This is a genomic window from Ruegeria intermedia (genome assembly GCF_900129345.1).
Taxonomy (GTDB): domain Bacteria; phylum Pseudomonadota; class Alphaproteobacteria; order Rhodobacterales; family Rhodobacteraceae; genus Ruegeria; species Ruegeria intermedia.
Window position 1 is genome coordinate 125,043 of record NZ_FQVK01000007.1, and the last position, 22,950, is coordinate 147,992.

At 63.1% G+C, this 22,950-nt stretch carries 15 protein-coding genes; 2 read left to right on the forward strand and 13 right to left on the reverse strand.

Annotated elements, in window-relative coordinates; genetic code table 11:
• Nucleotides 1–21: 21 nt before the first annotated feature.
• A complete protein-coding gene (locus F3H26_RS07260) occupies nt 22–1,089 on the reverse strand; it encodes a ParB/RepB/Spo0J family partition protein (RefSeq protein ID WP_149775386.1) in 1,068 nt (355 codons plus the stop codon).
• Nucleotides 1,082–2,467 (reverse strand): AAA family ATPase, encoded by a 1,386-nt coding sequence (locus F3H26_RS07265; protein ID WP_149775387.1) that lies wholly within the window; start codon nt 2,465–2,467, stop codon nt 1,082–1,084. Before F3H26_RS07265 ends, F3H26_RS07260 begins: the two co-directional genes overlap by 8 nt.
• A gap of 581 nt (nt 2,468–3,048) precedes the next feature.
• Here F3H26_RS07265 and F3H26_RS07270 point away from each other — a divergent pair.
• On the forward strand, nt 3,049–4,323 hold the full coding sequence (locus F3H26_RS07270) for a replication initiation protein (protein WP_149775388.1): 1,275 nt from the start codon (nt 3,049–3,051) through the stop codon (nt 4,321–4,323).
• 19 nt (nt 4,324–4,342) lie between these two features.
• Here the strand turns inward: F3H26_RS07270 and F3H26_RS07275 are convergent, their stop codons facing one another.
• A complete protein-coding gene (locus F3H26_RS07275; RefSeq protein WP_149775389.1) occupies nt 4,343–6,649 on the reverse strand; it encodes a Tex family protein in 2,307 nt (768 codons plus the stop codon).
• Nucleotides 6,650–6,936: 287 nt separating this feature from the next.
• Between F3H26_RS07275 and F3H26_RS07280 the strand changes: the two genes are divergently transcribed.
• Entirely contained in the window at nt 6,937–9,150 is a 2,214-nt protein-coding gene (locus tag F3H26_RS07280; protein ID WP_149775390.1) for an NADP-dependent isocitrate dehydrogenase, read from the forward strand.
• Nucleotides 9,151–9,538: 388 nt separating this feature from the next.
• Here the strand turns inward: F3H26_RS07280 and F3H26_RS07285 are convergent, their stop codons facing one another.
• The 10 genes from F3H26_RS07285 to F3H26_RS07330 form a co-directional block, all read right to left on the reverse strand.
• Nucleotides 9,539–10,645, reverse strand: coding sequence for a transporter substrate-binding domain-containing protein (locus F3H26_RS07285; RefSeq protein WP_149775391.1), 1,107 nt, complete (start codon nt 10,643–10,645; stop codon nt 9,539–9,541).
• Between the two features lie 45 nt (nt 10,646–10,690).
• A complete protein-coding gene (locus tag F3H26_RS07290) occupies nt 10,691–11,953 on the reverse strand; it encodes a transporter substrate-binding domain-containing protein (protein WP_149775392.1) in 1,263 nt (420 codons plus the stop codon).
• Nucleotides 11,954–11,975: 22 nt separating this feature from the next.
• Nucleotides 11,976–12,761, reverse strand: a complete 786-nt coding sequence (locus tag F3H26_RS07295; protein ID WP_149775393.1) for a PP2C family protein-serine/threonine phosphatase — start codon at nt 12,759–12,761, stop codon at nt 11,976–11,978.
• A 3-nt stretch (nt 12,762–12,764) separates the two neighbouring features.
• The gene (locus F3H26_RS07300; RefSeq protein WP_149775394.1) at nt 12,765–13,802 is read right to left on the reverse strand and encodes an FHA domain-containing protein; all 1,038 of its coding nucleotides are present in this window, start codon (nt 13,800–13,802) and stop codon (nt 12,765–12,767) included.
• A 202-nt stretch (nt 13,803–14,004) separates the two neighbouring features.
• Entirely contained in the window at nt 14,005–16,152 is a 2,148-nt protein-coding gene (locus F3H26_RS07305; RefSeq protein WP_149775395.1) for a serine/threonine protein kinase, read from the reverse strand.
• A gap of 341 nt (nt 16,153–16,493) precedes the next feature.
• Complete coding sequence (locus tag F3H26_RS07310) at nt 16,494–17,774, reverse strand: dynamin family protein (protein ID WP_149775396.1); 1,281 nt, start codon at nt 17,772–17,774, stop codon at nt 16,494–16,496.
• Nucleotides 17,771–19,813 carry a dynamin family protein gene (locus F3H26_RS07315; RefSeq protein WP_149775397.1) on the reverse strand — a complete coding sequence of 681 codons (2,043 nt, stop codon included), beginning with the start codon at nt 19,811–19,813 and terminating at the stop codon, nt 17,771–17,773. The genes F3H26_RS07310 and F3H26_RS07315 overlap by 4 nt, the downstream gene beginning before the upstream one ends.
• 69 nt (nt 19,814–19,882) lie before the next feature.
• Nucleotides 19,883–20,740, reverse strand: a complete 858-nt coding sequence (locus F3H26_RS07320) for a hypothetical protein (protein ID WP_149775398.1) — start codon at nt 20,738–20,740, stop codon at nt 19,883–19,885.
• Nucleotides 20,741–20,763: 23 nt separating this feature from the next.
• On the reverse strand, nt 20,764–21,165 hold the full coding sequence (locus F3H26_RS07325; protein ID WP_149775399.1) for a hypothetical protein: 402 nt from the start codon (nt 21,163–21,165) through the stop codon (nt 20,764–20,766).
• Between the two features lie 124 nt (nt 21,166–21,289).
• Nucleotides 21,290–22,948, reverse strand: a complete 1,659-nt coding sequence (locus F3H26_RS07330) for a dynamin family protein (RefSeq protein WP_149775400.1) — start codon at nt 22,946–22,948, stop codon at nt 21,290–21,292.
• Nucleotides 22,949–22,950 lie beyond the last annotated feature (2 nt).

The window sequence follows — 22,950 nt, forward strand, 5'->3', positions numbered from 1 at the left end:
ATCCTGCGTTTCGTCGCGAAACTAGCTGAAATGACGGACAATCTCATCCACAAGCGCTTGTGCGTCTTCAACCGAAAGATCTTGCCGACGCAGGCGGATTCGCAATTCGCCGGCGGCCACCTCGGCGCGGATGTCACCGCCGCCGGGCAACGGCTGCAGAGGAATACGTTGCACCTGCTGTGGGCGCCCGCCCCGTGCCTTGTCACGCGACGGCTCGGGCGCGTCCTTCAGCGCAGCCTCGATCAGTGCCCATTCAGCCTTGGCATCGGAAACCTCTGCCCCGGCCAATGCGGCACGCAGCTTGGCCTGAGCGCCATCCCGCAAGGCTGCAGCCAGTCGCAGACCCGCCTTCTCCGACAGGGATACCGGATATCGCAACAGGTCACCCAAAGCCTCGTGCACCATCGCAAAGCTGCGCACCTTTGACCGTTTCGCCTTGGACGCCGCCGCAAACAAGGCGTCCACCGCGGCTTCGGTCGAGGGGAACACCCCCTGCCCTGCTGCCAGAACCGCAATGCGTCCCCGTTCGTAGGGGCTGAGATTGGCGCGCAGCTCGTTTTCCTCGACCATCGAGACATACGCCCCCTGCCCTGCCCCGGCTTGGCGGACAAAGGCAGGAATCTGTGCGAATGCCGGATCCGTTCTGGCGAGCCGGCGAAACGCATCCAGACGCCGATAGCCCGAGATCAGCCCGTACCCGTCGGCCGTTGGCGTCACCTCGATCGGCGTGCGCAAACCGTTGACCCGCAGCGACTCCAGCAGCTCGGCCATGGCTTCTTCGTCTTCGACCATCCGGTCGCGACGAATATAGTCCGCATCGATCTCGTCAACGGGCAGCTTCTGGGCCACCAACCCCGCATCCTGCGCATCGCGCCAACGGGCCGCATCACCCTGGTCGCGGGCCAATGCTTCGCGATCGGTGACCGCGGCCATTCCGTTCAATGTGGCGGCTTCGGCCGCGACTTGCGCAATCGGCGGCACGACAGACTTGGATTCAAACGGGCTGATCGAGGGTTTCGTGGCGAAACCCGCCTCGAGCTGTTCCAACTCGGCCGCGTCCGGTGCGGTCAGTCTTCTGCGTTTAGCCATCTGCCTCTCCTCCCATCTGTGCGTCGCGCCACCAGCAGCCGATCAAGACTTCCTTGAACTCGGCATAGGTCCGGTCGAAAGTTTCTCGGCCGCGCACGTATGTGTCACGGTTGAAATCCCGGTAGTCCGCCTCATAAATCCCGTTCACCTGCTCACCGGCCTGCCCGACCAGAGCCGTGTAGTCCTGCCGATAGGCATTCATGAAATCACCGAAATAGGCCTGGATCACGTTCGCCATGTCTGTCTGCTGGCTGGCGTCGAACCGCGTGATGATGGCGCGTACGACATCCCATTCGAATTTGAGCTCGGGCAAGCCCGCCGCCCGTTGAGCCGCGTTTTCGCCGTCCTCGATGCTGGCGAAGGTCGTATACAGCATGTCAAAAAACCGGCCTGTGGAATCAAATTCCAGAAACGAAGCCCCCAACGGCACCAGCAAAATATCCGCCGCAGCCAGCGCGTTGATCGTAAGGTACCCAAGTGCAGGAGGCGTATCGAGGAAAACGATGTCGTAATCGTTCAACACGCCTTCATCCTCGAGGAAGTTCGTCAGACCGTCCCAAAGCGGCCAACTGCGCAACCCCATGCGCCAGACCGGGATCTGGAATTCCGCCCAATACAGATTCAACTGAGCGCCGATCAGGTCGATATTGGGCCAATGCGTTTGCTGGATCACGTCTCGGGGCAGGGTCGTCAAAGCTTCCTGAAGCGTTTCGTCCAACGGAATTTCAGGTTGACCGGCGGCCGCGCGCACACGGTTCTCTGCCTGAACTGCCCGAGCATAGTCCTTGGCGATCAGCGGAAACACCGTTTGCCACTCATCGGCGACGCGACCGCCGAGAATCGATGTCATCGACCCTTGGCTGTCCAGGTCGATCACGAGCACTTTGTACCCGTCCAACGCGGCCGACATTGCCAGATGTGCCGCCGTCGATGTTTTCCCAACACCGCCCTTGAAGTTCGCCACCGCCACGACCTTGGCGGGCAGGCCCTTGGGTCTGTACGGCAGATACTCCTTGGTGCTGACTCCCTCGGCGGCGAAATAGTGGCGCAATGCCAGAACTTCTTCGAGCGTAAACCATTTTGACCCTGCCTCTCCTTCGCCCTGAGGGAGATCAGGATTTGCCTTGAGCACACGGCGCAGATGGGCGGGTGCAACTGGAATCAGATACTTCGTGATTTCCCAGATCGAGAACCGGCGCAAACGTTTCTCGCCATCAGGCGCATAGCCACGTCTTGCCAGGTCTTCACGCCCCTTCGCGCAGAACGCCGCTGCTTTCGCGAATCGTGACGTCCCGATAGGGTCAGGCAACTTCGACGCTGCCTTGGCTGGGTCCAGATTGAAGTAAGGTGGTAGAGAAGGTTGGTTGCTTTTGCTCACTGTCGGTGCCTCGGAAAATGTTCGCCTTGTCGGCGTATATCCTGAAATCTACCGAACATTGCTGTCTTGCGCTATCCAAAAAAGCGGGATTTCCCACAAGGCAAGATCCAATTTGGCCGTTTCGCCGCGAAACCAACAGAAAATATCATAAAATCGGCAACAAAAGTTTGATTCCTTTAATATGTTTAGATTCTTTCGCTTAGAAATATGTATTAGAAGACAAAAGGTTATTGCGAATAGGGTCCCCATTTCCGGGACGATATGGACCAGTATGCGGGATCAAAGGTGCCCAGATACAGGACGTAAGGTTCCGGAATCCGGTCGGAATGGTACCGATTCCCGGTAAGACACTAAATTTGGAAAATCAGCCTCCTGGGCGTGAAGGGAATCCACTCGAAAGTGTTTTCGGGACGCCGGATGCTGCGTGTCTTGGCGTGTTTGCTGTGGATAACTCATGCATTGATTCGGAAAGGTACCTGTCTGCGGGATGGGCGTCATCCCGTATATGGGAACCCGAAATGGGTTGATTGCCGGGTACCTTTCGTGCAACAGATTCGGTAAACGAGCAGCCAGGCAGAATCATGCCGGATACAGAATTGGACATGGATCACCTCTCGGGCGCTCTGCGTCGGGAAACCGTGAAAAAAAATGTTGCCGCAATCCACATCAGCGGCAAGCTCACCTTGTTGCAGCGAAAGTTGTCCAATGTTCTTCTGCTCAATGCTTATGATGCGCTGACCACCGCACAGACCCACACGATCGATGCCCGAACCTTGGCGATGATGGTCGGATACAATTCCAACGACTTTGACACGTTGCGTGCCAGCCTTCGCGCATTGGCCGAAACTGTGGCTGAGTGGGACATGCTGGATGAGCAGGGGCGCCAGGAATGGGGCGTGTCGTCGTTGCTGAGCTTTGCCAAGCTCAAAAACGGGGTGTGCGAATATGCGTATTCCCCGGCATTGGCGCAAAAGCTTTATGATCCCAAGATCTATGCGCTGATCAACGTGCACATCCAACGCAATTTCAGTTCGGGCCACGGGTTGGCCTTGTATGAAAACTGCTATCGCTTCGTGCGGACCGGCTCGACCGGTTGGTGGACACTCGAGGTATTCCGTAAGCTGATGGGGGTGGACGGCAGCGACTATTACACCAGTTTCAAGCATCTGAACGCCAAGATCATCAAGCCTGCCGTATCCGAAGTGAACAAAAGTTCGGATATCCTGATCGAACCCGAGTTCCGCAAGAAGGGCCGCAGCGTTACCGACATACGGTTCCTGATCCAGCGCAACCCTCAGAAAGCAATGTTCGAGATCGACGACAGCGATGGTGTGCGCAATCTTCCTGTTTACAAGACCCTGCGCAAACAGGGGGTCTCGGACCGGCTGGCGCGGCAGTGGATCTCCGAGCACGGCGAGGAATACGTTCAGCAGAAACTGGACTATGTCAAAGGGCAGGGGGACGTGAAATCCACCGTGGGATATCTTTCGGCCGCACTCAAGGAAGATTACAAGGCCCCTGCGAAAGAAGCTCCTGCGCCACCCAGTCCCGAGGCGCTGGCCGCGGCCAAGCAACGAGAAGAAGAGAAAGCACGCGAGGATCAGGCCTATGCCGCGCGGGCGGCGGAACGTGCCGAACGCGCCCGCAAACTGGCCATCGTCGAAGAACTGGTTTCGCGGCGAAACCCAACCCAGCGGGATGCGGACAAGCGCTTGTTCATGTCAACCCTGTCAGATGAATTGGACCGCGAGCACTTCCGGCAGCACGGGTGGCGGTCAGGCCTGAATGCCAACGCGATCTTTGCCTTCTGGGAGGAGTTGGAGCCCGACGCATTCCAAGCCGACGCCCCCGCCTGAGGCGCAGGCGGGGTAGGGGCTATCGGTTTTTCAGTGCATTTCGCAGCGCATCGCCAAATGCGCTGTCATGCGCATTTTTGCTATATTTTGCGCGTTGTGATTTCTGAGCGCCTGAATTCTTTCCCCGTGCGTTAGGTCCCTTTGAGGTGCGATCTTGCCGGGCAGAAGCTCCGCCATCCTTGCGCATGCTCAGCCCGATCCGCTTGCGCGGCACGTCAACTTCGACCACACGGACGCGCACGACCTGCCCGGCCTTGACCACCTCGTGCGGGTCCTTGACGAAGCGATCGGCCAGCTGGCTGACATGCACCAGCCCGTCCTGATGCACGCCGATATCGACGAAGGCGCCAAAGGCAGCGACGTTGGTGACAGTGCCTTCCAGCACCATGCCGGGTTTGAGGTCGGTGATCTCCTCGACACCTTCCTTGAAGCTTGCGGTCACGAAGCTGGGGCGCGGGTCGCGGCCGGGCTTTTCCAGCTCCGCGAAAATGTCGCGCACCGTGGGCAGGCCGAAGCGGTCATCCACGAACTGTTCGGCGCGCAGGCCGCGCAGTGCGCCGTCATGGCCCATGATCTGACGGATGTCTCGGCTGCAGGCCTGCACGATGCGGCGGGCCACGTCATAGGCCTCGGGGTGGACGGCCGAGGCGTCCAGCGGCTCATCCCCGTCGCGGATGCGCAGAAAGCCCGCGCATTGTTCAAAGGCGCGGGGACCGAGGCGGGCGACCTTCAGAAGATCCTGCCGCGACCGGAATGCGCCATTGAGGTCGCGATGCGCCACGATGGCTTCGGCCAGACCGGGGCCCAGGCCCGAGACATGGGCCAGCAGCGGCGCCGAAGCGGTGTTCAGATCGACGCCCACGGCGTTCACCACATCCTCGATCACCGCTTCCAGCGACTGGCTCAGCCGGTGTTGGTCAACGTCGTGCTGATACTGGCCGACGCCGATGCTCTTTGGTTCGATCTTGACCAGTTCGGCCAGCGGGTCCTGCAGACGGCGGGCGATCGACACCGCGCCACGCAGCGAGACATCGAGATCGGGAAACTCGCGCGCGGCCAGTTCCGAGGCCGAATAGACCGAGGCCCCGGCCTCGGAGACCACGACCTTGGTGGGAGGCTGCACTCCTTTGGGCAGCAGTTTCAGCGTGTCGGCCACCAGTCGTTCGGTCTCGCGGCTGGCGGTGCCGTTGCCGATGGCGATCAGTTCGACCTTGTGGGTGGCGATCAAGTTCAGGATAGTGGCCTGTGCACGGCGCAGATCGTTCTTGGGTTGGAACGGATACAGCGTGTCGGTCGCCACCAGCTTGCCCGTCGCGTCCACCACCGCGGCCTTGACGCCGGTGCGGATTCCCGGGTCCAGCCCCAGAGTGGGGCGGGGGCCGGCCGGGGCGGCAAACAGCAAGTCCTTGAGATTGCGCGCAAAAACCTGAATTGCCTCCTCCTGCGCGCGGCTGCGCAGATCGGCCATCAGTTCGACCATCATCGACAGCGACAGCTTCACCCGCCAGGTCCAGCCCGCGACCTTGCGCAGCCAGGCATCGCCCGGCCCGTCGCCGCGCGTATGCAGATGGGCGGCCACGATCGCCTCGGCCCGGGCGGCGCCGGTTTCGGGGTCGGGGGCGATGTCCAGCGTCACGATCCCCTCTTTCGAGGCGCGCAGCATCGCCAGCGCCCGGTGCGAGGGCACCTTGGCCCAGGGCTCGGCATGGTCGAAATAGTCGCTGAACTTGGCGCCTTCCTGTTCCTTGCCCTCGATCACCTTCGAGGTCAGCAGCGCCTCGGCCTGCATGAAGCTGCGCAACTCGCCCAGAAGGGCGGCGTTTTCGGTCAGACGCTCGGTGATGATGTCGCGCGCGCCGTTCAGCGCGTCCTTGGTGGTGGGCACGGCCTCGGTCACATAGGCCTGGGCCAGTGCCTCGGGCTCGGCGCTGCGGTCGGCCAGGATCGCGTCGGCCAGCGGCTCCAGCCCGTTTTCCCGTGCGATCATCGCCTTGGTCCGGCGCTTGGGTTTGTAGGGCAGATAGATGTCTTCGAGCTGCGCCTTGGTTTCGGCCTGCGCGATGGACTTGGCCAGATCGTCGGTCAGCTTGCCCTGATCCTTGATCGAGTTCAGGATCGTCTCGCGCCGCGCCTCGAGCTCGCGCAAGTACGCCAGCCGGTCGGACAGGGTGCGCAGCTGGCTGTCGTCCAGCCCGCCCGTCACCTCTTTGCGGTAACGCGCCACGAAGGGCACGGTGGCACCTTCGTCCAGCAGCTTGACCGCCGCGTCGACCTGCTGCGGCCGGGCATTGATTTCGGTGGCGATGGTCTGGGCGATGCGGTCCAACGGGGCCTCCTTGATCTTGGGTTGGAGAACCGTCTTAGCCAGCACCCGTGCCAAGGGAAAGGCTTGAGCGGGCGCAAAATCCGGGCAATTGCGCGGTTTTGCGCAAACTGGGTCAAAATGCGCGTTCGGATGTGATTGATCCCGGGCCCCGGGTGATTTAAGGGAAGCCCTGTCAAATCAGAGTCACCCCGGAGCGGAACAGCATTCACGCTCCTCGCACGCCGCGCCGCACGCGGCACAACTCTCGGATCGCACGCCCCTGAAAGGCTTAAAAAAGGTAAGGGAACATGGCAGAAAAATCGAACTTCGACATATTGTATACCATCGTAGACGAAGCGCCGGAGCTGGCCAGTGCCTCGTTCCTGCCCATCATCCGCAAATTCGCCTCGGCCGCGGGCGTCAGCGTCGGCACCAAGGACATTTCGCTGGCCGGGCGCATCATCGCGGCTTTCCCCGAAAACCTGACCGAAGAGCAGCGTCAGCCCGACGATCTGGCCGCCCTGGGCGAGCTGGTGAAAACCCCCGAGGCCAACGTGATCAAGCTGCCCAACATCTCGGCCTCGGTGCCGCAGCTGGTCGCTGCCATCAAGGAACTGCAGGGGCAGGGCTATGACATCCCGAACTATCCCGAGGACCCGAAGACCGACACTGAGAAAGAGATCCGCGCCCGCTATGACGCGATCAAGGGCTCGGCCGTGAACCCGGTTCTGCGCGAGGGCAACAGCGACCGCCGCGCCGCCAAGGCGGTCAAGCGCTATGCCCAGCAGCACCCGCATTCGATGGGCGAATGGACGGCCGACAGCAAGACCAAGGTGTCGTCCATGCCGGGCAATGATTTCTACGGCAACGAGAAATCGGCCACCATCACCGCCGATCAGGCCGGTGACGCGCGGATCGAATTCGTGGGCCAGGATGGTGGCGTGACCGTTCTGAAAGACGGCTGGACGCTGGAGGAAGGCACCGTTGCCGATGCCACCTTCATGTCGGTCAAGGCGCTGTCGGAGTTCCTGGATGCCGCGATCGAGGACACCAAGAAAGACGGCACCATGTTCTCGCTGCACCTGAAGGCGACGATGATGAAGGTCTCTGACCCGATCATTTTCGGCTATGCGGTCAAGGCGTGGCTGGCGCCGGTGTTCGAGAAATACGGCGACCGCATGGCGCAGCTGGGCGTCAACCCGAACTCGGGGCTGGGCGATCTGCTGGATCGCGTCAAGGACGACGCCGAGATCATGGCCGCGATCGAAGCGGTCAAGGCCGAGCGTCCCTCGATGTACATGGTCGACAGCGACAAGGGCATCACCAACCTGCACGTGCCGTCGGACGTGATCATCGACGCTTCGATGCCCGCCGTGATCCGCGCGGGCGGCAAGGGCTGGGATGAAAGCGGCAAGAAGGGCGACACCAACTGCGTGATCCCCGACCGCTGCTATGCGCCGGTCTATGACGAGACCATCAATTTCTTCAAAGCCAACGGCGCGCTGAACCCGGCCACCGCCGGTTCGGTCGCCAATGTGGGCCTGATGGCGCAGAAGGCCGAAGAATACGGCAGCCACCCGACCACCTTCGAAGCGCCCGCCGATGGCACGATCCGCATTGTCCTGGCCAATGGCGAGGTCCTGCATTCGCATGAGGTCGAAAAGGGCGACATCTGGCGCGCCTGCACCGCCAAGAAGGCCCCGATCGAGAACTGGATCCAGCTGGCGATGGATCGTCAGCGCCTGACCGGGTCCGAGGCGATTTTCTGGCTGGACGCGAACCGCGCCCATGACGCCGAGCTGATCAAATACGTCAAACCGGCCCTCGAGGCCGCTGGCGTGGCCGACAAGTTCCTGATCATGGCCCCGCGTGAGGCGACCCGCAAGACGCTGGAAACCATCACCGCCGGCAAGGACAGCATCGCCATCACCGGCAACGTGCTGCGCGATTATCTGACCGATCTGTTCCCGATCCTCGAACTGGGGACCTCGGCCAAGATGCTGTCGATCGTCAAGCTGATGAACGGCGGCGGTCTGTTCGAAACCGGCGCGGGTGGCTCGGCGCCCAAGCACGTGCAGCAGCTGGTCGAGGAAAACCACCTGCGTTGGGACTCGATGGGCGAATTCTGCGCGCTGGGGGAATCGCTGAACTTCCTGGCCGACAGCCGCGGCAACGCCAAGGCGGCCGTTCTGGGCGCCGCGGCCGAGGCCGCGACGCAGGGCGTGCTGGACAACGAGCGCTCGCCCAGCCGCAAGGTCGGCGAGCCGGACAACCGTGACAGCCACTACTGGTTTGCCCGCTATTGGGCCGAGGCGCTGGCCGCGCAGTCCGACGATGCCGACCTGGCCGCGACGTTCGGGCCGATCGCCAAGGAACTGGCCGAGAAAGAGCCGCAGATCCTGGCCGAACTGGCTGCCGTGCAGGGCAAGCCGGTGGATCTTGGCGGGTATTACCACCCCGACCGGGCCAAGGTTGCGGCGGTGATGCGCCCCAGCGCCACGCTGAACGCCATCATCGGCTGAGAAACGGACAGGCCCGCGCCGTCGCGCGGGCCTGCGACCCGGATGCCTGACCGACGGCGTCGTGGGCAAACGCCACCAATTGCGCGGACAAATTCTTCGGGGGAAACGCGCCGTCCGGCAACCCGGCAGAGTATTCCAACCAAATTTCGTTGAATTGACCGAGATTCTACGGGATTCCCCCAATATCCAGCCGCACTGTGCGGGGCTATCCTCCAATTAACCTCGGACAAATACCGGTGAGGCCCTTTCGGGGCTGCACCACTCACTCAGAAAACGGCCAGCATTTGGGGTGCTGGCCGTTTTCCTTGTGGATGTGGCCTGTTACGGGCGCCGACAAAAAAAGGGCCGGTCGCAAAACCGGCCCCAGGACTTTCGCGCAACCGAGGGATCAGTTCGACGCGGCGTTCATCTTTTCGTTGTGCTCGCGCAGGGTGTCCGAAACGATGTCGTACCATTCGCCCGACTCGCGCATTTCATTCAGGCCCTTGTTCAGCATCGCGATGTACTGCTTGCCGAACGGATTGCTGCGATGCGCGATGATGCGCTGGCTGGCAATGGTGTTCACGAAGGGGTTTTCCACGATGTCCTTCGGTGTCAGGCCCATTTCGCTCATGGCATCCGCTGCCAGCTGCACCTCGAAGGATGCAACGTCGGCGGTACCGGTCAGAACGGCGTCGAGGCACTCAGCGGCGCTGATCGGGCGGACCATTGTGATGTTCGGCTCGAAAACACCCTGTTCTTCGAGGTCATGGGTGAACCAGGCATCCATCCGGCACAGACGCGCGCCTTTGAAGTCTTCGAACGAACGGGCCTCGGCGTATTTGCTGTCGGGCAGGGTGTAGAACCCGATAACCACGTCATATACGCTGACGGTCGAGTCAAAATCGTTGCAGCGGCGGGTTGTTTCCGCCGACCATTCGTAGCTGCGGTTCGAGCAATCCGGGATGTACCAGCCAAGACCTACGTCGAACGCGCCCAGCGGCAGCAGCGTGTCCAAGTGCGAACCCCAGTCGTTCACGAAGCTCACCGAATGCTCGCGGTTGTTGCCGCCACGGCTGAGCGCGGTCGAGGCAAGACGCACCAGAAGGCCACCGCCCGACAGGCCCTCGTCGGAGAAGGGTGCATAGTTGCCGCCGGCAAGAATCTTGACGGGCGGTTCATAGACGTTCGACGCCTTGTTGTTCGCGTTGCGGGCTTCTGCGGCGGCGATCAGGTCCTGTGCGCTTAGGCCGTTGGGCAGGCTGCCGTCCTCACAGGGCAGGGCCAGCACCAGGCCCGGCTCGAGGTTCGAGGGGTTCGAGATGATGTTGCGGTTTGCGTTGAAGATCGGCTGGTAGTTCGACGTGCCGTAAGCCGCGATCGAGATGGTTGCCAGCGTGTCGCCATCCTGAACCGTATAGTTCGAGCAGGCCTCTTGCGCGGCGGCGGCGCCGGCGCTCAGGGCGGTAATTGCGGTGGCCGCAACCACCAGTTTCTTCAGATTGATTTCAAACATGTCCACTTCCTCCAGACTTTTGTTTTGCCGGGCCTTTTCGGCGCCTTATCCGTTTTCCATTTGGTACCGCAGGGCTTCGGACACGATGTCGCGCCATTCGCCCGATTGCTGCATGATCGCCAGACCCTGATTTAGCGTCTCGAGGATCGCTTCCCCATCCGGGTTGTCCTTGTGGGTCATGACATTGAGCGGCTTGATCGCCGCAAGGTTGGGGTTCTCGATGAGCTGATGCTCGTAGCCCAGCCGCTTGATCGCTTCGACGGCCAGGTGCGCCTCGATGGCCACGATGTCGGCGCGGCCGTCCATGGCGGCGTGGAAACAGTCGTCCGGGTCGACCGGGCGCATCAGGGTGATCGCGGGCTCATACAGGCCCACCGCATCCATGTGCGAGGTCGACCAGCCTTCGGGCCGGCAGATCGTTGCACCCGCGAAATCGGCATAGCTGAGCGTGGTCTCGTAGCCCGAGCCATCCTTGGCAAAGAACGTATCGACCACCTCGTAGAACGGGTTCGAGAAGTTGTAGGTTTCGCACCGGTTCCGGTCGCTTTCCGACAGGGCTTCGGCCTCTTCGCAGTTGGGGCGCGACCAGGGGAAGGTGGCGTCGAAGGCCAGGGTCGGCATCAGCAGGTCCAGATGCGAAGACCAGTCGTTGACGAACTGGATCTTGTAGGCCTGTTCGGGCGCGGCCCGCAGAAACGCGGTTTCGACCAGATGCGTGTACAGCCCGCGATGGGGCAGCGATTCGTCGGTGAAGGGCGCATAGTTGCCGCCGGTGATCAGCAGCAGCTGACGGTCACGGATGGCCGGGCGCTCGGCCGTGCCGGCGTCGCGGATCAGTGCGGCGGCCTCGGCGCGGGCGGCTTCGATCTCTTGTTTCGCGGCCGCTTTGGCGGCAATCACCGCCTCTTCGCTGGCCTTTTTGGCTTCGGCCTCGGCGGCGGCGACGCGGGCCTCGGCCTCGGCGATGGCCTTGGCGGCGCGCTCTTCGGCGGCCTTGACCAGTTCGGCGGCCATCTCGGCGGCCATGCGCTCGGCCTCGGTCTCGGGCTGGGGTGCGGCCCGGCCGACATCTTCGAGACAGGGCATCTTGAGAATGTCGCCCACGCGGATGATGTTCGGATTCGATCCGATCACCTCGCGGTTGGCGTCATAGATGATGCGGAAGTCTTCGGTCGCATAGACTTCGATGGCCAGTGCCCGCAGGCTGTCGCCGCGCTGGATCTCGTAGTCCGAGCAGGCCTGTTGCGCCGAGGCTGCTCCGGCGGCTGCCGCAAGGGCCAGGCTGGATATGAGGAGTGTCTTTTTCATGGGTCCTGTTGGGTTGCTCTTGTTATTGTCCGGTCGCTTTCACGACGGCGATCGAAATGTTGTCCTGGTCGGGGTCGGCCTTGGCGATCAGGGCCTGCAGCAGGCTGTCGGCGATGTCCTGTGAAGGCGCGTCGGCGTTGTCTTGCAGGGTCGCGCGGATTTCGTCGTCGGTCAGGTATTGCAGCCCGTCGCTGCCCAGAACCACGATATCCCTGGGGCCCAGTTCCAGCGCCTGTTCGGGGCAGTCCACCTTGGGAATCGCCGCGCCCATGATGACCGAGGTCAGCTGGTTGCGGTCGGGGTGGTCACGGCCCTCGGCTTCGGTCAGATGCCCCTGTGCGATGCGGGCGTCGATTTCGGGGGCCATCGAATGATCTTCGTTGATCTGGGTCAGCACGCCGTCCCGGAACAGGTACAGGGGGCTGTCGCCGATCGAAATCCAGAACAGCCGGTTGCGCAGCAGCAGAACGCCCAGAAGGGTCGACCCCATGTTGAAGCCCGCCGGCTGCTCTTCGCCATAGCCCGCCACCGCTGCATTGGCCTGCATGGCAGCCAGGGGCAGGGCGTCCAGCAATTCGCTTTCGGTCGGGTCGTGACTGTCCAGAACAGCATCCAGAACCGAACGCCAGGCCTTGATCACCAGGTCAGAGGCGACCTCGCCGGCCGCGTGACCGCCCATACCGTCGGCCACCACCACGTAACCGGCATTGGCCGCGTCGAAGACACGTGCCGCGATCGCGTCCTCCTGCGAGTCGCGCCGGCCCTGATCCAGGATCAGCGCAATGTCATATGACGGTGTCGCCAGCATTCGTTATGCGTCCCGCCAGTCGAAGTTTTCGTCGCAGAAGGCGACGAAGCGCAGGGACGTTTCGCTGATGCGGATCAGGTCGCCGCTGGCCAGCGGAACGGTGCTGAGAACCGGCTTGCCGTTCAGGCGCACCAGGTTGGCCTTGCCGCCATGGCCCATATAACATTTCCGGTCTTCCGGATCATAGGCGATGAACGCATGGTTCGACCGCGAAATGCCCGTGTCGCCGAAATCGAGCTGGATCGCCTGATCGTCGTTGCGGCCGATCTGCATCAGGCCTTCTTTCAGGGCGATGCTGGAGCCACGGCCGGGGCCGCCGGTAACCACCAGCCAGCCAACCGGGAAGGTCTCGGCAGTGGTCTCGGCCTTGCGGATCGGTTCGGCGGTTTCGATCAGATCCTGAACATGGGTGTCCGGCCGCTCGAAGCCCAGGAAGGTGGTCTTGACCCGCGCGCGGCGGTCTTGCTGTGCTGCTTCGGGTGCCGCAGCCATGGCCGCGGTTGCGGTGGGCGCGATCGTGGCAGGCTCGGGCGCAGCGACGGGCGGTTCGGGGGAGGTTTCCAGCGCGGCCGCCTCAGGTTCGGGTGTCTCGGCCGTTTCGGCAACCGCTTCGGGCGTGCCGTCTTGTACGACCGGCGCCGCCTCGGGCAGAGCGACGGTTTCCGTTTCGGGTTCAGCCGCCGGTTCCGGCTCGGGCTGAGCCAAGCGCAGCGTCACGACCTGCTCGGATTCGGGTTCCGGCGCTTCGGACTGCGCCGGGGCTTCCTCGGCCGCCTCGGCGACCTGCTCTTCCTCGTCGTCAAACTCGGGCATTTTGTCCTCGGGGAGCAGCTCGTCGCTCTCCTCGAAGCCTTCGGTGTTCAGGTCGCCGCCACCCAGAGCCTGCCGAAGCGCGTTGAAATCCGCGATCGGCTGAGGTTTCTCGTCGGGCGCAGCCTCGGGTTCTGGCTGCGTGGCTTCGACCGGATCGGTGGCCTCGGCTTCCTTGGTCTTGCCGGCACCTTCGAGAAGCCGGCTGAGGGGGCTTTTGTATTTGAACATGGTGTCGACACCTTTTGACTTCTTGCACGGACCGGATGAATCCGTGGGGCTGCGAAAAAACCTCTGCGCAGGGGCAGGGCACTGATGATCGGGGAAACCAGGCAACTTTTACGTTCCGCGACGGGCCGGATCCCGTCAGGGTGGCGAAACCGGGGCCACCCTCAGCCAAACACGCTGGCGGGTTCGGGACTTGTCGGTCAGGTCATTCCGCCTGCTCCTGTGTCAGGGGCATCAGAGCGGTGGTCTCGGCGCCGTTGCGCGACACCGCCAGCTTTGCCTCGGGCTGGCCATCGGCCACCAGTTCGGCCACTGCCTGATCCAGGCTGTCGGCCGCCGTGAATTCGATGCCGCTGTGGATCTCGCGCAGAAGGATGTCGCCTTCCTGCAAGGTTCCGGCCCCTTCAGTCGGCGCGTCGCTCACGATGGTCTGCCAACCCGTATCGCCACCGGCACGGGCGGTGAAGCCATACCCGTTGGTCAACCCGAAGCTGCGGATCGCGGGCAGGGCCAGCAGGCCGTTCTCGGGCCGGGTCTTGCCTGGCGCCCGGTACCGGGCGGCCACGCGGACATAGCCGTCGGGGTCGATCTGAAGGTTGTTCAGCACCTGCGTCGCCAGGGGCACATCGTCCTGAATGGGTTCACCGTTCAGGGTGTAGATGACCGCCCCGCGTGCGACCCAATCGCCGATGACCGACAGGTCCCGGCCCTGTTCAACGCCGGTGATCGCGATCGCGCTGCCGGTGGAGCCGCGCCGCTTGGCGGTCGAGAAGGGGATCTCGACATCCCAATGGGCAAAGGCCAGCTGGTTCTGTGCCAGCTTGACCGGTGCCGCCGGAGCGGTGGGCTTTTTGGCGACCGGATCAGCCGTTTGCGCCTGCTCGACAGGCTGGTCCTGCGTGGCTTGCGTCTCTTGAACGGCGGCGGTTGTTTCCGACCCGCGACTGTCCGCAAGGTCGGCCTCGGGTTTTTCGAGAGCGGTGCCGGATTCGGGGTCCGATGCGGCGGGCGCGGGGGCTTCCGGTGTGACCTCGGGTGTCGCGACCGCAACATTCGTTTCCGCCTGTTCGGCGATTGTGGCGGCGTCGGGGGCCGGTGTGCCCTTGTTCATCCAGACATATCCGCCGCCTGCGGCCAGTGCCGCCAGAACCGCCAGGCCGGCGATCAGCTTGCCGGTGCCGCTCGAGCTTTTCTGAACGACGGTGTCGACCGCCGGAGCCGACGTTTCGGCAGACCCGGACACGGTCGTCTCGTTGTTTTCGGCCGGGCCGAGAGCCAGGTCGGAATTGCCGGCCAGCAGGGCTGTCACGACCGCTTCGGCATTGTCGGCCTCGGCCTTGATGCGGGCCTTTTCGGCCTCGTCATCTTCGCGGTCCAGCGCGACGATGACCGAGACCGGACGATAGTCGAAGTTGTCGAACACGACGCTGGGGCCGCGGAACATGCGCAGCCAGTCCAAGGCCGATTGCAGGCGATCCGTAGCGTGAAGCTCCATCGCCTTGTCGATCGCTTCGAGGAACCCTTCGGGATAGCCCTGGAACCGGCCGGTCAGCGGGACATACGGGTCCGGCTGGCCGTTGTTGAAGGCGTTCAGGCGGGTCTGCCCGTCGATGGGCCGTTCGCCGCTGATCGCGTGGTACAGCGTGGCGCCCAGCACATACAGATCGCTGCTGGGCCCCTGTTCCGACCCGCGCACATAGAATTCATGCGGGGAATAGCCGTCCTTGATGACCCGCAGGGTCAACAGGGCGGCGGACTTGTTGGCGGCCTGTTCGCGTGCGGCCCCGAAATCGATCAGGATCGGCTCGCCATGTTCGTCGATCAGGATGTTGTCGGGCGAGATGTCGCGGTGCAACATGCCGCTCTGGTGAATGAACGACACCGCCGACAGCATCTTCTCGGTGACCTGCACGATGAAATCGGGGCCGCTTTCGGTCTTGGGGTCTTCGATGAAATCCAGCAGGTCGCAGCCGCGGATCAGGTCCATCGCGATATAGGCGGTGTCGTTGTCCTCGAATACCTGATGAACATCCACGATGTTCGGATGCACCAGCCGCGCGTGGTTGCGGGCCTCCTGGATGAACAGATCGATGATGGCGCGCAGGTCGTCCTTGAAGGCGGGGTCGTTGGGTTCGACCAGGTCGCCGTTCCGGCGGCACAGCGCCCCGGGATAGCATTCCTTGATGACCACGTTGCGATCCAGGCTGTCACGGGCCAGGTAGGTGATCCCGAACCCGCCATTGCTGATGAATTCCAGAATTTCATACTGGCCGCGCAGCAGTTTCGCGCCGGGTTGCAGCCCTTGGATCTGTGGTTCGTCGTGCGAGGCACCGACCGCGCGGTTGTGATTCATTTTTTCCCGCCCATGAGTTCAATTCTTGCGGCCTACAAAAAACCGGACAAACTGCCCCTGCACTCACAACCAAAAAACAACCGCAGGACACTTGAGAACGGTTAGACGGTTCAAATTTGACTTTATTGGGGCCGCCGCATGGCTTCACTATGGATCGCCCCATTGGGGGATCTATATATTGTGGTCGCTTTATGTTTGCACACCAAATGAAGGGTTTTGGTGTGACCGCCCATCGTCAGTCCATGGGTCACGGCGGGCATGGTCGACGGATTCGAAACAATTGTTGGCAGTGTCCGGGCGCTCGATTCGCCGCTGTGCGGCGCAATCCGGGCGCGAAGAGTTCAGGTGCCGGTCCGGGGCGCGGCCGCGGCGACCTTGCTGCCGGCCCAGGCCAGATTGTCGCTGAGCTGCGCCAGTATGCTGACCGCATCCTTCAGCCGGGCCTCGCCGGTTTCGAACTGAAGCAGCAGCAGCAGGTCCGTGGCCTTTTCGAACTCGCCCGGAATCCAGTCGGCCTCGGGGTCGATCTCGGACCCGGAGTCCAGGCGTTCGGCAAAATCTTCGACGATCTCCCGGCAGCTTTCCAGAAAGGTGCCGGGGTCGATGTCCGAGCTGTCGCGCAGGTCTTCGTAGATGCTGGCGATGGCGGCCAGCCAGTCTTCGAGGATCGGATTGGACAGCGGCGGCAGCGTCGATTTCAGGCTGGGCTGGACGGTGCGCGTATCGGGGGTTTCGGTCTCGGCACCCTTGAGAGTCTCAAGAAACGGCAGAAAATCCTGTTTCAGGTCGCGGCGCGCGGCCTCCAGATCGGATTTGCGCCGGTCCGAGGCGATTTCCAGCATCTGCTCGGCCAGTTTCTGGCCGCCGCAGGTCTCCCACAAGGCGAAATCGGGTTCGGGTTCCTGGGCCATGGCGCGCACGGCGACCGGTGTTCCGATCGGGACGATGGCCCGGAACATGCCGGTCTTCTGTTTTTCCAGCCGGGCCAATACGCGATCAAGGGCGTCGCGCACCGGCGGCAGGTCGGCATGGGTCACGGCCAGCAGGCTGTTGGCGCGCAGAGTTTCCGGCACCTGCGCCCACAGGTGGTGTTCGGTCTCGCGCCAGGCGTTGGTGCCGTTGGTGCACCAGATCGCGCAGTCGACGAATTTCAGCAGATCCAGCGTCTGCTTGTAGCTGTCATCCAGGGCGCCCGATCCGGGCAGATCGAACAACGAGATTTCGCGCAGGGCCGGGGTGTTCAGCCCGACCGATATGAAATCGGGGTTGTCGGCGGCCGCCTTTTCCAAGGCGATGCCCGAATAGGTCTTGGGTTCCTTGTCCCACCAGCCGACGGTGGTTTCGGGTGCGTCGGCATAGGCCACGATCACCAGCGGCAGTTTCAGATGCTGCGGGCCGGTGGGCAGAATGTCGGCCCCGGCCAGCATGTTGGCCAGGCTGGATTTGCCGGCGCCGAATTCACCGGCGAACCCGATCGACACCGCGGTCGACAACCGTTCGGCATGGGCCTGCGCACGGGCGCGCATATCCTCGAGCCGGTCCGTCGCGGGCAGCGATTCGGTGGCGCTGAGAAAGCGCTCGAGCTGTCGGACCTCGTGTTCGGTAGAGGGAAATTCGATCACTCTGCGGCCTCCGGTTGTCGTTCGTTGCCGTGGTTGGTGTCAAAGACGGATTGCAGCTGGTCCGCGATGGTCCGCGCGCGGTCCAGCTCGATCTGGGCCTGGGCACGTTCCGAGTTTTTGCCCGATGCGGCGCGGTTTTCAAGATGACCCGCCAGCAAGGCCAGAAAATGATCCAGAACCGTGTTCAACCGCTCCAGCAGATCGTCGCGGGCGGTGTCGATCAGGTCGTCGCCGATCAGCTGGAACTCCTGCACGATCATGCGCTCGGCCCGGGACACGACCGATTTGCGGGAAATCAGCCGCGACAGCCAGTTCACCCGCAGCTCGACCGTGATCCCGCGGGTCAGAGCCGAGGTGTCGGGGCGGTACCAGCGCACCGCGCTGGTGTTCATGCGGCTGTCGGCCGGTTCCTGCCAGCCGGGCAGGGCGCGCAGCGCGCCATTCGCCTGCATGTCGATCGAATAGAGCTCGCTGAGCATGCGCTGGCGGATCACCTGGGTCGCGCCCTGGACCAGCTCACGCATCCGTTCGCGCAGGGGGACAAAGTTCAACTCGGTCGCGTCGCCCTTGGCCAACAGAGGGGATTGCCCGTCGGGGCCGTATACCACGTCGGCGACCGCCTCGGCCACGGTATCGTCCATCACCCCGCGAAGATTGGCCAGAATGTCGTCCATCTCGCGGGTGATTTCGACGATGCGGTCGGCCACGGTCTTGCGCAGATGGGCCAGCGTCTTGTCGTTCTCTGCGGCGCTTTCGGTCTGGCACCGGCCGTCTTCGTCCAGCGCGCGCAGGCGTGCCTTGCCGCGTTCCAGCGCCCCTTCGGCAAAACTGTTGAGATGCTGCCACGCCATGCGCAGCTGTTCCTCGCGCTTGCCTTCGGCCAGCGCGGTGGTGACGTGGCGGCGCAGATCCGGCAGGCCCGACGCGATCATCGCGGCATAGCGCAGGACCGCTTCGCGGCTGATCGGGGCAGGGGCCTGCTTCAGTTTCCGAACCCCTTCCAGATACTGCTGCATCTGATCGGGATGGGCGCGCAGCCAGGCCAGAACCTCGTCATGGTTCACTTGGGTTTCGTCGCCGGTCAGCGCATAATGCGCCCACTGGGCGCTGCCCATCAGCACGTCGATATTGGTTTTTCCCAGCGCCTTGTGCAGGCCGTCCAGCACGTCGGCGCGAACCTTCGCGGCGTCCTCGGCGCCGCCGTTCAACTCGTCGACGCGGTTGATGAACACCACGATCTGGCCCAGTTCCAGCGCCTGCATCAGGCGGAACAGTTTCAGATCGGCACGCGACAGAGCCTGATGCGCCGACAGCACCACGACGAAGAAATCGCTTTCCTTCAGATACTGACGCGAGATCTCCTCGCGGATCAGCAGCGGATCGTTCACGCCGGGCGTGTCGGTCACGGTCAGTGGAAACGGAAAATGGCCCCGTTCGAAATAGACATCGGCCTTGCGGGTGATGTCGCTGTACAGACCCCGGTCCGAGCCCGGATCATGCTCGGTCGCCTCGGTCGGATCCTCGCCGGCGCAGACATAGCGGGCAAGGTCCTCGGAGGTCAGCTCTTCAAGGTCGTGGTGCTGGCCCAGCAGCTGCTCATAGCTGTCGCCCAGCCGCAGCCGGGCGCGGGTTTTCATCGCCTCGACCTGCTCTTCGATCATCTCGCGTTTGTAGCTGTCCTCGTCATCGGGGAACATGTTGCGCAGTTCTTCGCCTTCGGCGATCAGGGCGCGCCACTGGCGGTCGTCGAAAAAGTGGAACTGCGCCCCCTGCGTTCGCCCCGACGGGTGCCCGAAATGCATGTCGGTAATCACCGTCGTCCAGGGGTTGACGTCCGAGGGCAGAAATTCGGCCTGGCCGGTGAATCCGTTGATCAGCCGCGATTTCCCCGCCTTGATCTGCCCGACAAAGGCGATCGACGGTTTCAGGTTTGTCAGGTCGTCAATGATCCGCGAAATGAAATGACGGCTTTCGTCATTGCTCATTTCGTTCAATTCATTGGCGATCCGGATCAATTCCCGGCGGTTGGATTCACTCATGACACTAACCTCGAAAACTGGCAAATATGCGTGAAGTTACGGATTGAACTGCAAAAAAGGGTCGGGTCGTCACGGATCCGCCCCCCGAAGCGATTTCCACAGCGCGACAACGGCCCCCAGCTTGCGCGCGTCGTGAATGGCGGCAGCGTTGTCCTGTCCGTCGCGCAACAGGGCCAGTGCGGCTCCCTTGCCGCCCGATGGGCGCATGACGATCAGTTGCGGATGAGGCAGGTGCCCGCCTGCATCCGCATCCCAGCCGGCCAGGTCCTTTGCGAACCGGTCCAACAAGCCGGTCGACGGGTGCAGGGGCTGGCCATCCGCGCAAAGGCCGTCATGCCGGCGCGTGGATGCCGGGCCGCTGAGAAAGCGGCCCATCGCAAAGCGCTCGGAACCTTCGAAAAAGGCGGCCGCGAGCCCTTCGTTTTCCGGGGCCGGGTCGTCCGCGAGGGGTTCGGGGTCGGGTGTCTGCAGGACGGTCAGCCTGGGCTCGTCTTCCCGCAGCTCGATCACCGCGCAGGCCGTTTTCATCTCGGTGAAGGTGATCCCGACATCGTCGGCCTCGGTCGGACCGTCGGGTTGCAGGGACACCATCTGAATCGGATTACCCGCAAGGGCGAGGTCCGACACCAGTCGGGCCAGCTTCTGCACGATGGTTTCCCGCGGTTCGGTCGCGAAATCGGGAAGTTCGCCCGTGCTTGACCCGTAGACGTCGGTAATGCGCGAGCTGTTCAGCTCAAGCGCCAGAAGCGTTCCATCAGGGGCGGTGAACTCGACGCGGCGGGGCAGGACGGTGCCCCGGATCGCCTGCAGGATCAGATCGCGCCGCGCGGCGGGTGTTTCCGCCGTCAGGTCGACCGCGGGCGACAGCCGTGGCGTCGCCCTGCGCCCGATATTTTCGAGCATGTCGATGATCTCTGTCGCCGTCATTGCATCCGTCCCTCAGATCCTTGCTAGACCGCCGCCGCCACCGGCCCGAGGCTCAGGTGCGATTTGGTCAGGGCCAGGCCGGTATTGGCGCTGGCGTGGCAGATGTAGCAGACCACGTGTTCCGGGTACTCGCGCGTCCGCAGAAAGATGTGCAGCCGGTCCTGCGAGAACACGGCGATTTCTCCGAATCCGGGGGTGTCGTTGTCCTGCAGGCCAGCCGATTCGAGCAGGTCCTGGAAGGCCTGTACACCGCGCCCCTGAAACAGGTTGGCAACGGCGATGGCCAGATTGTCCAGAACCTCGGCATCGGCATCATCCGTCGTTGATGCGCCCAGCAACATGCCCGTTTCCATGTCGATATACCCGGCCACGATACAGTCGGGGATGGTCTCCATGGCGCTGGTCAGGGCGGCCTCAATGCTCATCTAACGTCCTGTCAACCTTTCAAAAAACCGATGCGCAACGGGGTCTTACCGTCGCGCAATCGATAACATTCATCGTCCGGGCGGGAAACGGCTTTTTCCGATCCGCCCGATCCGCGGGGTCGCGTCACGAGACCTGCCATTCAGCCCTGTCCTTGGGTTCGTTCATCACCGCTGGTGGTCTCTGCCGGTCACTGTGTTCGCGCGCGATCTGGTCGAATTCCTCCAGAAAAGCCTGAAAGGCGGCGCGCAATCCGGCCGGGTCCGACGGCAGTTCGGTGCTGTCGGAAACCTCGCGCCACATGGCGGCCGCGCTCAGCGGCGTTCCGGCCGGGACGTCCAGCAGATGATCAAACGCATGGGCCGGCTGCGGGTCGTCGGCGGTCTCGTCATTGGTCAAGGCATTCGATTCGGGTTCGGGCTCGTAGCAGTCCGGGTCGGCGGCCTGCTGTTCGGACAGCAGGGCGGTGATCGAGGAAACCGAAACCTCGATATCCGCCGGTGCCGGGTCGGGATCTTCGGTCGGGGCGGCATCGGCGGGCGGTTCCACGCGCAGCTTTTCCGACAGGGTCGTCACCACTTGCTCGGCGTCCTCTCCCGAGTCGTCCTCGTCGGACAGGTCCGACGCTCCGTCGCTCAGATCGAACTCGTCCTCGAGTTCGAGCCCCCCGAGCCGGGACGGCTCGAGATGGCGGCCGGTGATGTCCGCACGCGAGTCCTCGGGTTCACGGAACAACGAGCGCAGGTCATCGTCGTCTTCGGTCATGGGCGTCATCTCGGCCCGCATCCGCTCGGCATCCTCGGCGTCGATGCGCGCGCGATCGCCATCTTCCCTGCGGCGCTCGACCCGGGCGGGCCGGACCGGGAAGGTCGCGATCACGTCGTCCGAGTTGCGAACCGCATCGAACCCGTCCTCGGCCCGCAGCGGGTCGCCCAGTTTCAGCGGAGCCTCGGCGGTGGGCGCCTCCGGCTCTGCGGTCGCGGCTGTCCGGGGCTCGTCGGCCGGGGCGAGTGTCTTGTCGATCTGATAGCGGGTCAGCATTTCGGCGCGCTGATCCATGATCTGCTCGGTGATCTCGAGGAAGCTGTCGATCATCTTGCCACCGCCGCTGCGGGCCCACAGCTCGGCATCGCCGGTCTTGTCGCGCGCGATGATGGCGTCCTTGGCCGAAAACAGGATGGTGCGGTTGAACAGGTGACCGGCTTCGCGGTTGACGCGGCGCAGCACCTTCTGGCGGTCTTTCTGGGCCAGGGCATCGGCGCGCGTGACCAGCAGCAGCGAGTTGTGCTGCAGGCGTTCCGGCAGCGACACCCAGGTGGCGCGTTCGGTTTCGCGCCAGGCTTGGGTGGAATGCGTGCACCACAGAACCCCGTTGGCCTGACCCACGGCCCGGCGCCAGACATCGGTGTCGATCTTGGGGTCGGAAATGCCGGGCGTGTCGATCAGATCGACCGCCTCGAGGATGTCGGCCTCGAGAAAGATGCGGATGAACTGCGCGTCATTGACGCCGACCTGGTTCAGCTGGTCCAGGCCGATTTGCGTCTTGCTGCCGTCGTGGCCCTGCACATAGGCCGGTCGGTTGCCCCAGCTGAACCAGACCGGCGGCAGCTGGGTGGCGGTGACCTGCGTGGGCAAGGTTTGCTTGCGCAGAAGAAAGTTCATCAGCGTCGACTTGCCGGCGCTGAATTCCCCCATCAGGGCAAACACCGGTTTGCGGCGGGACCACTGCTCGATGCGTTCCCATGCCTTCGGAGAGACGAAGCGGATCTGTGTATCTTTGGCCATTT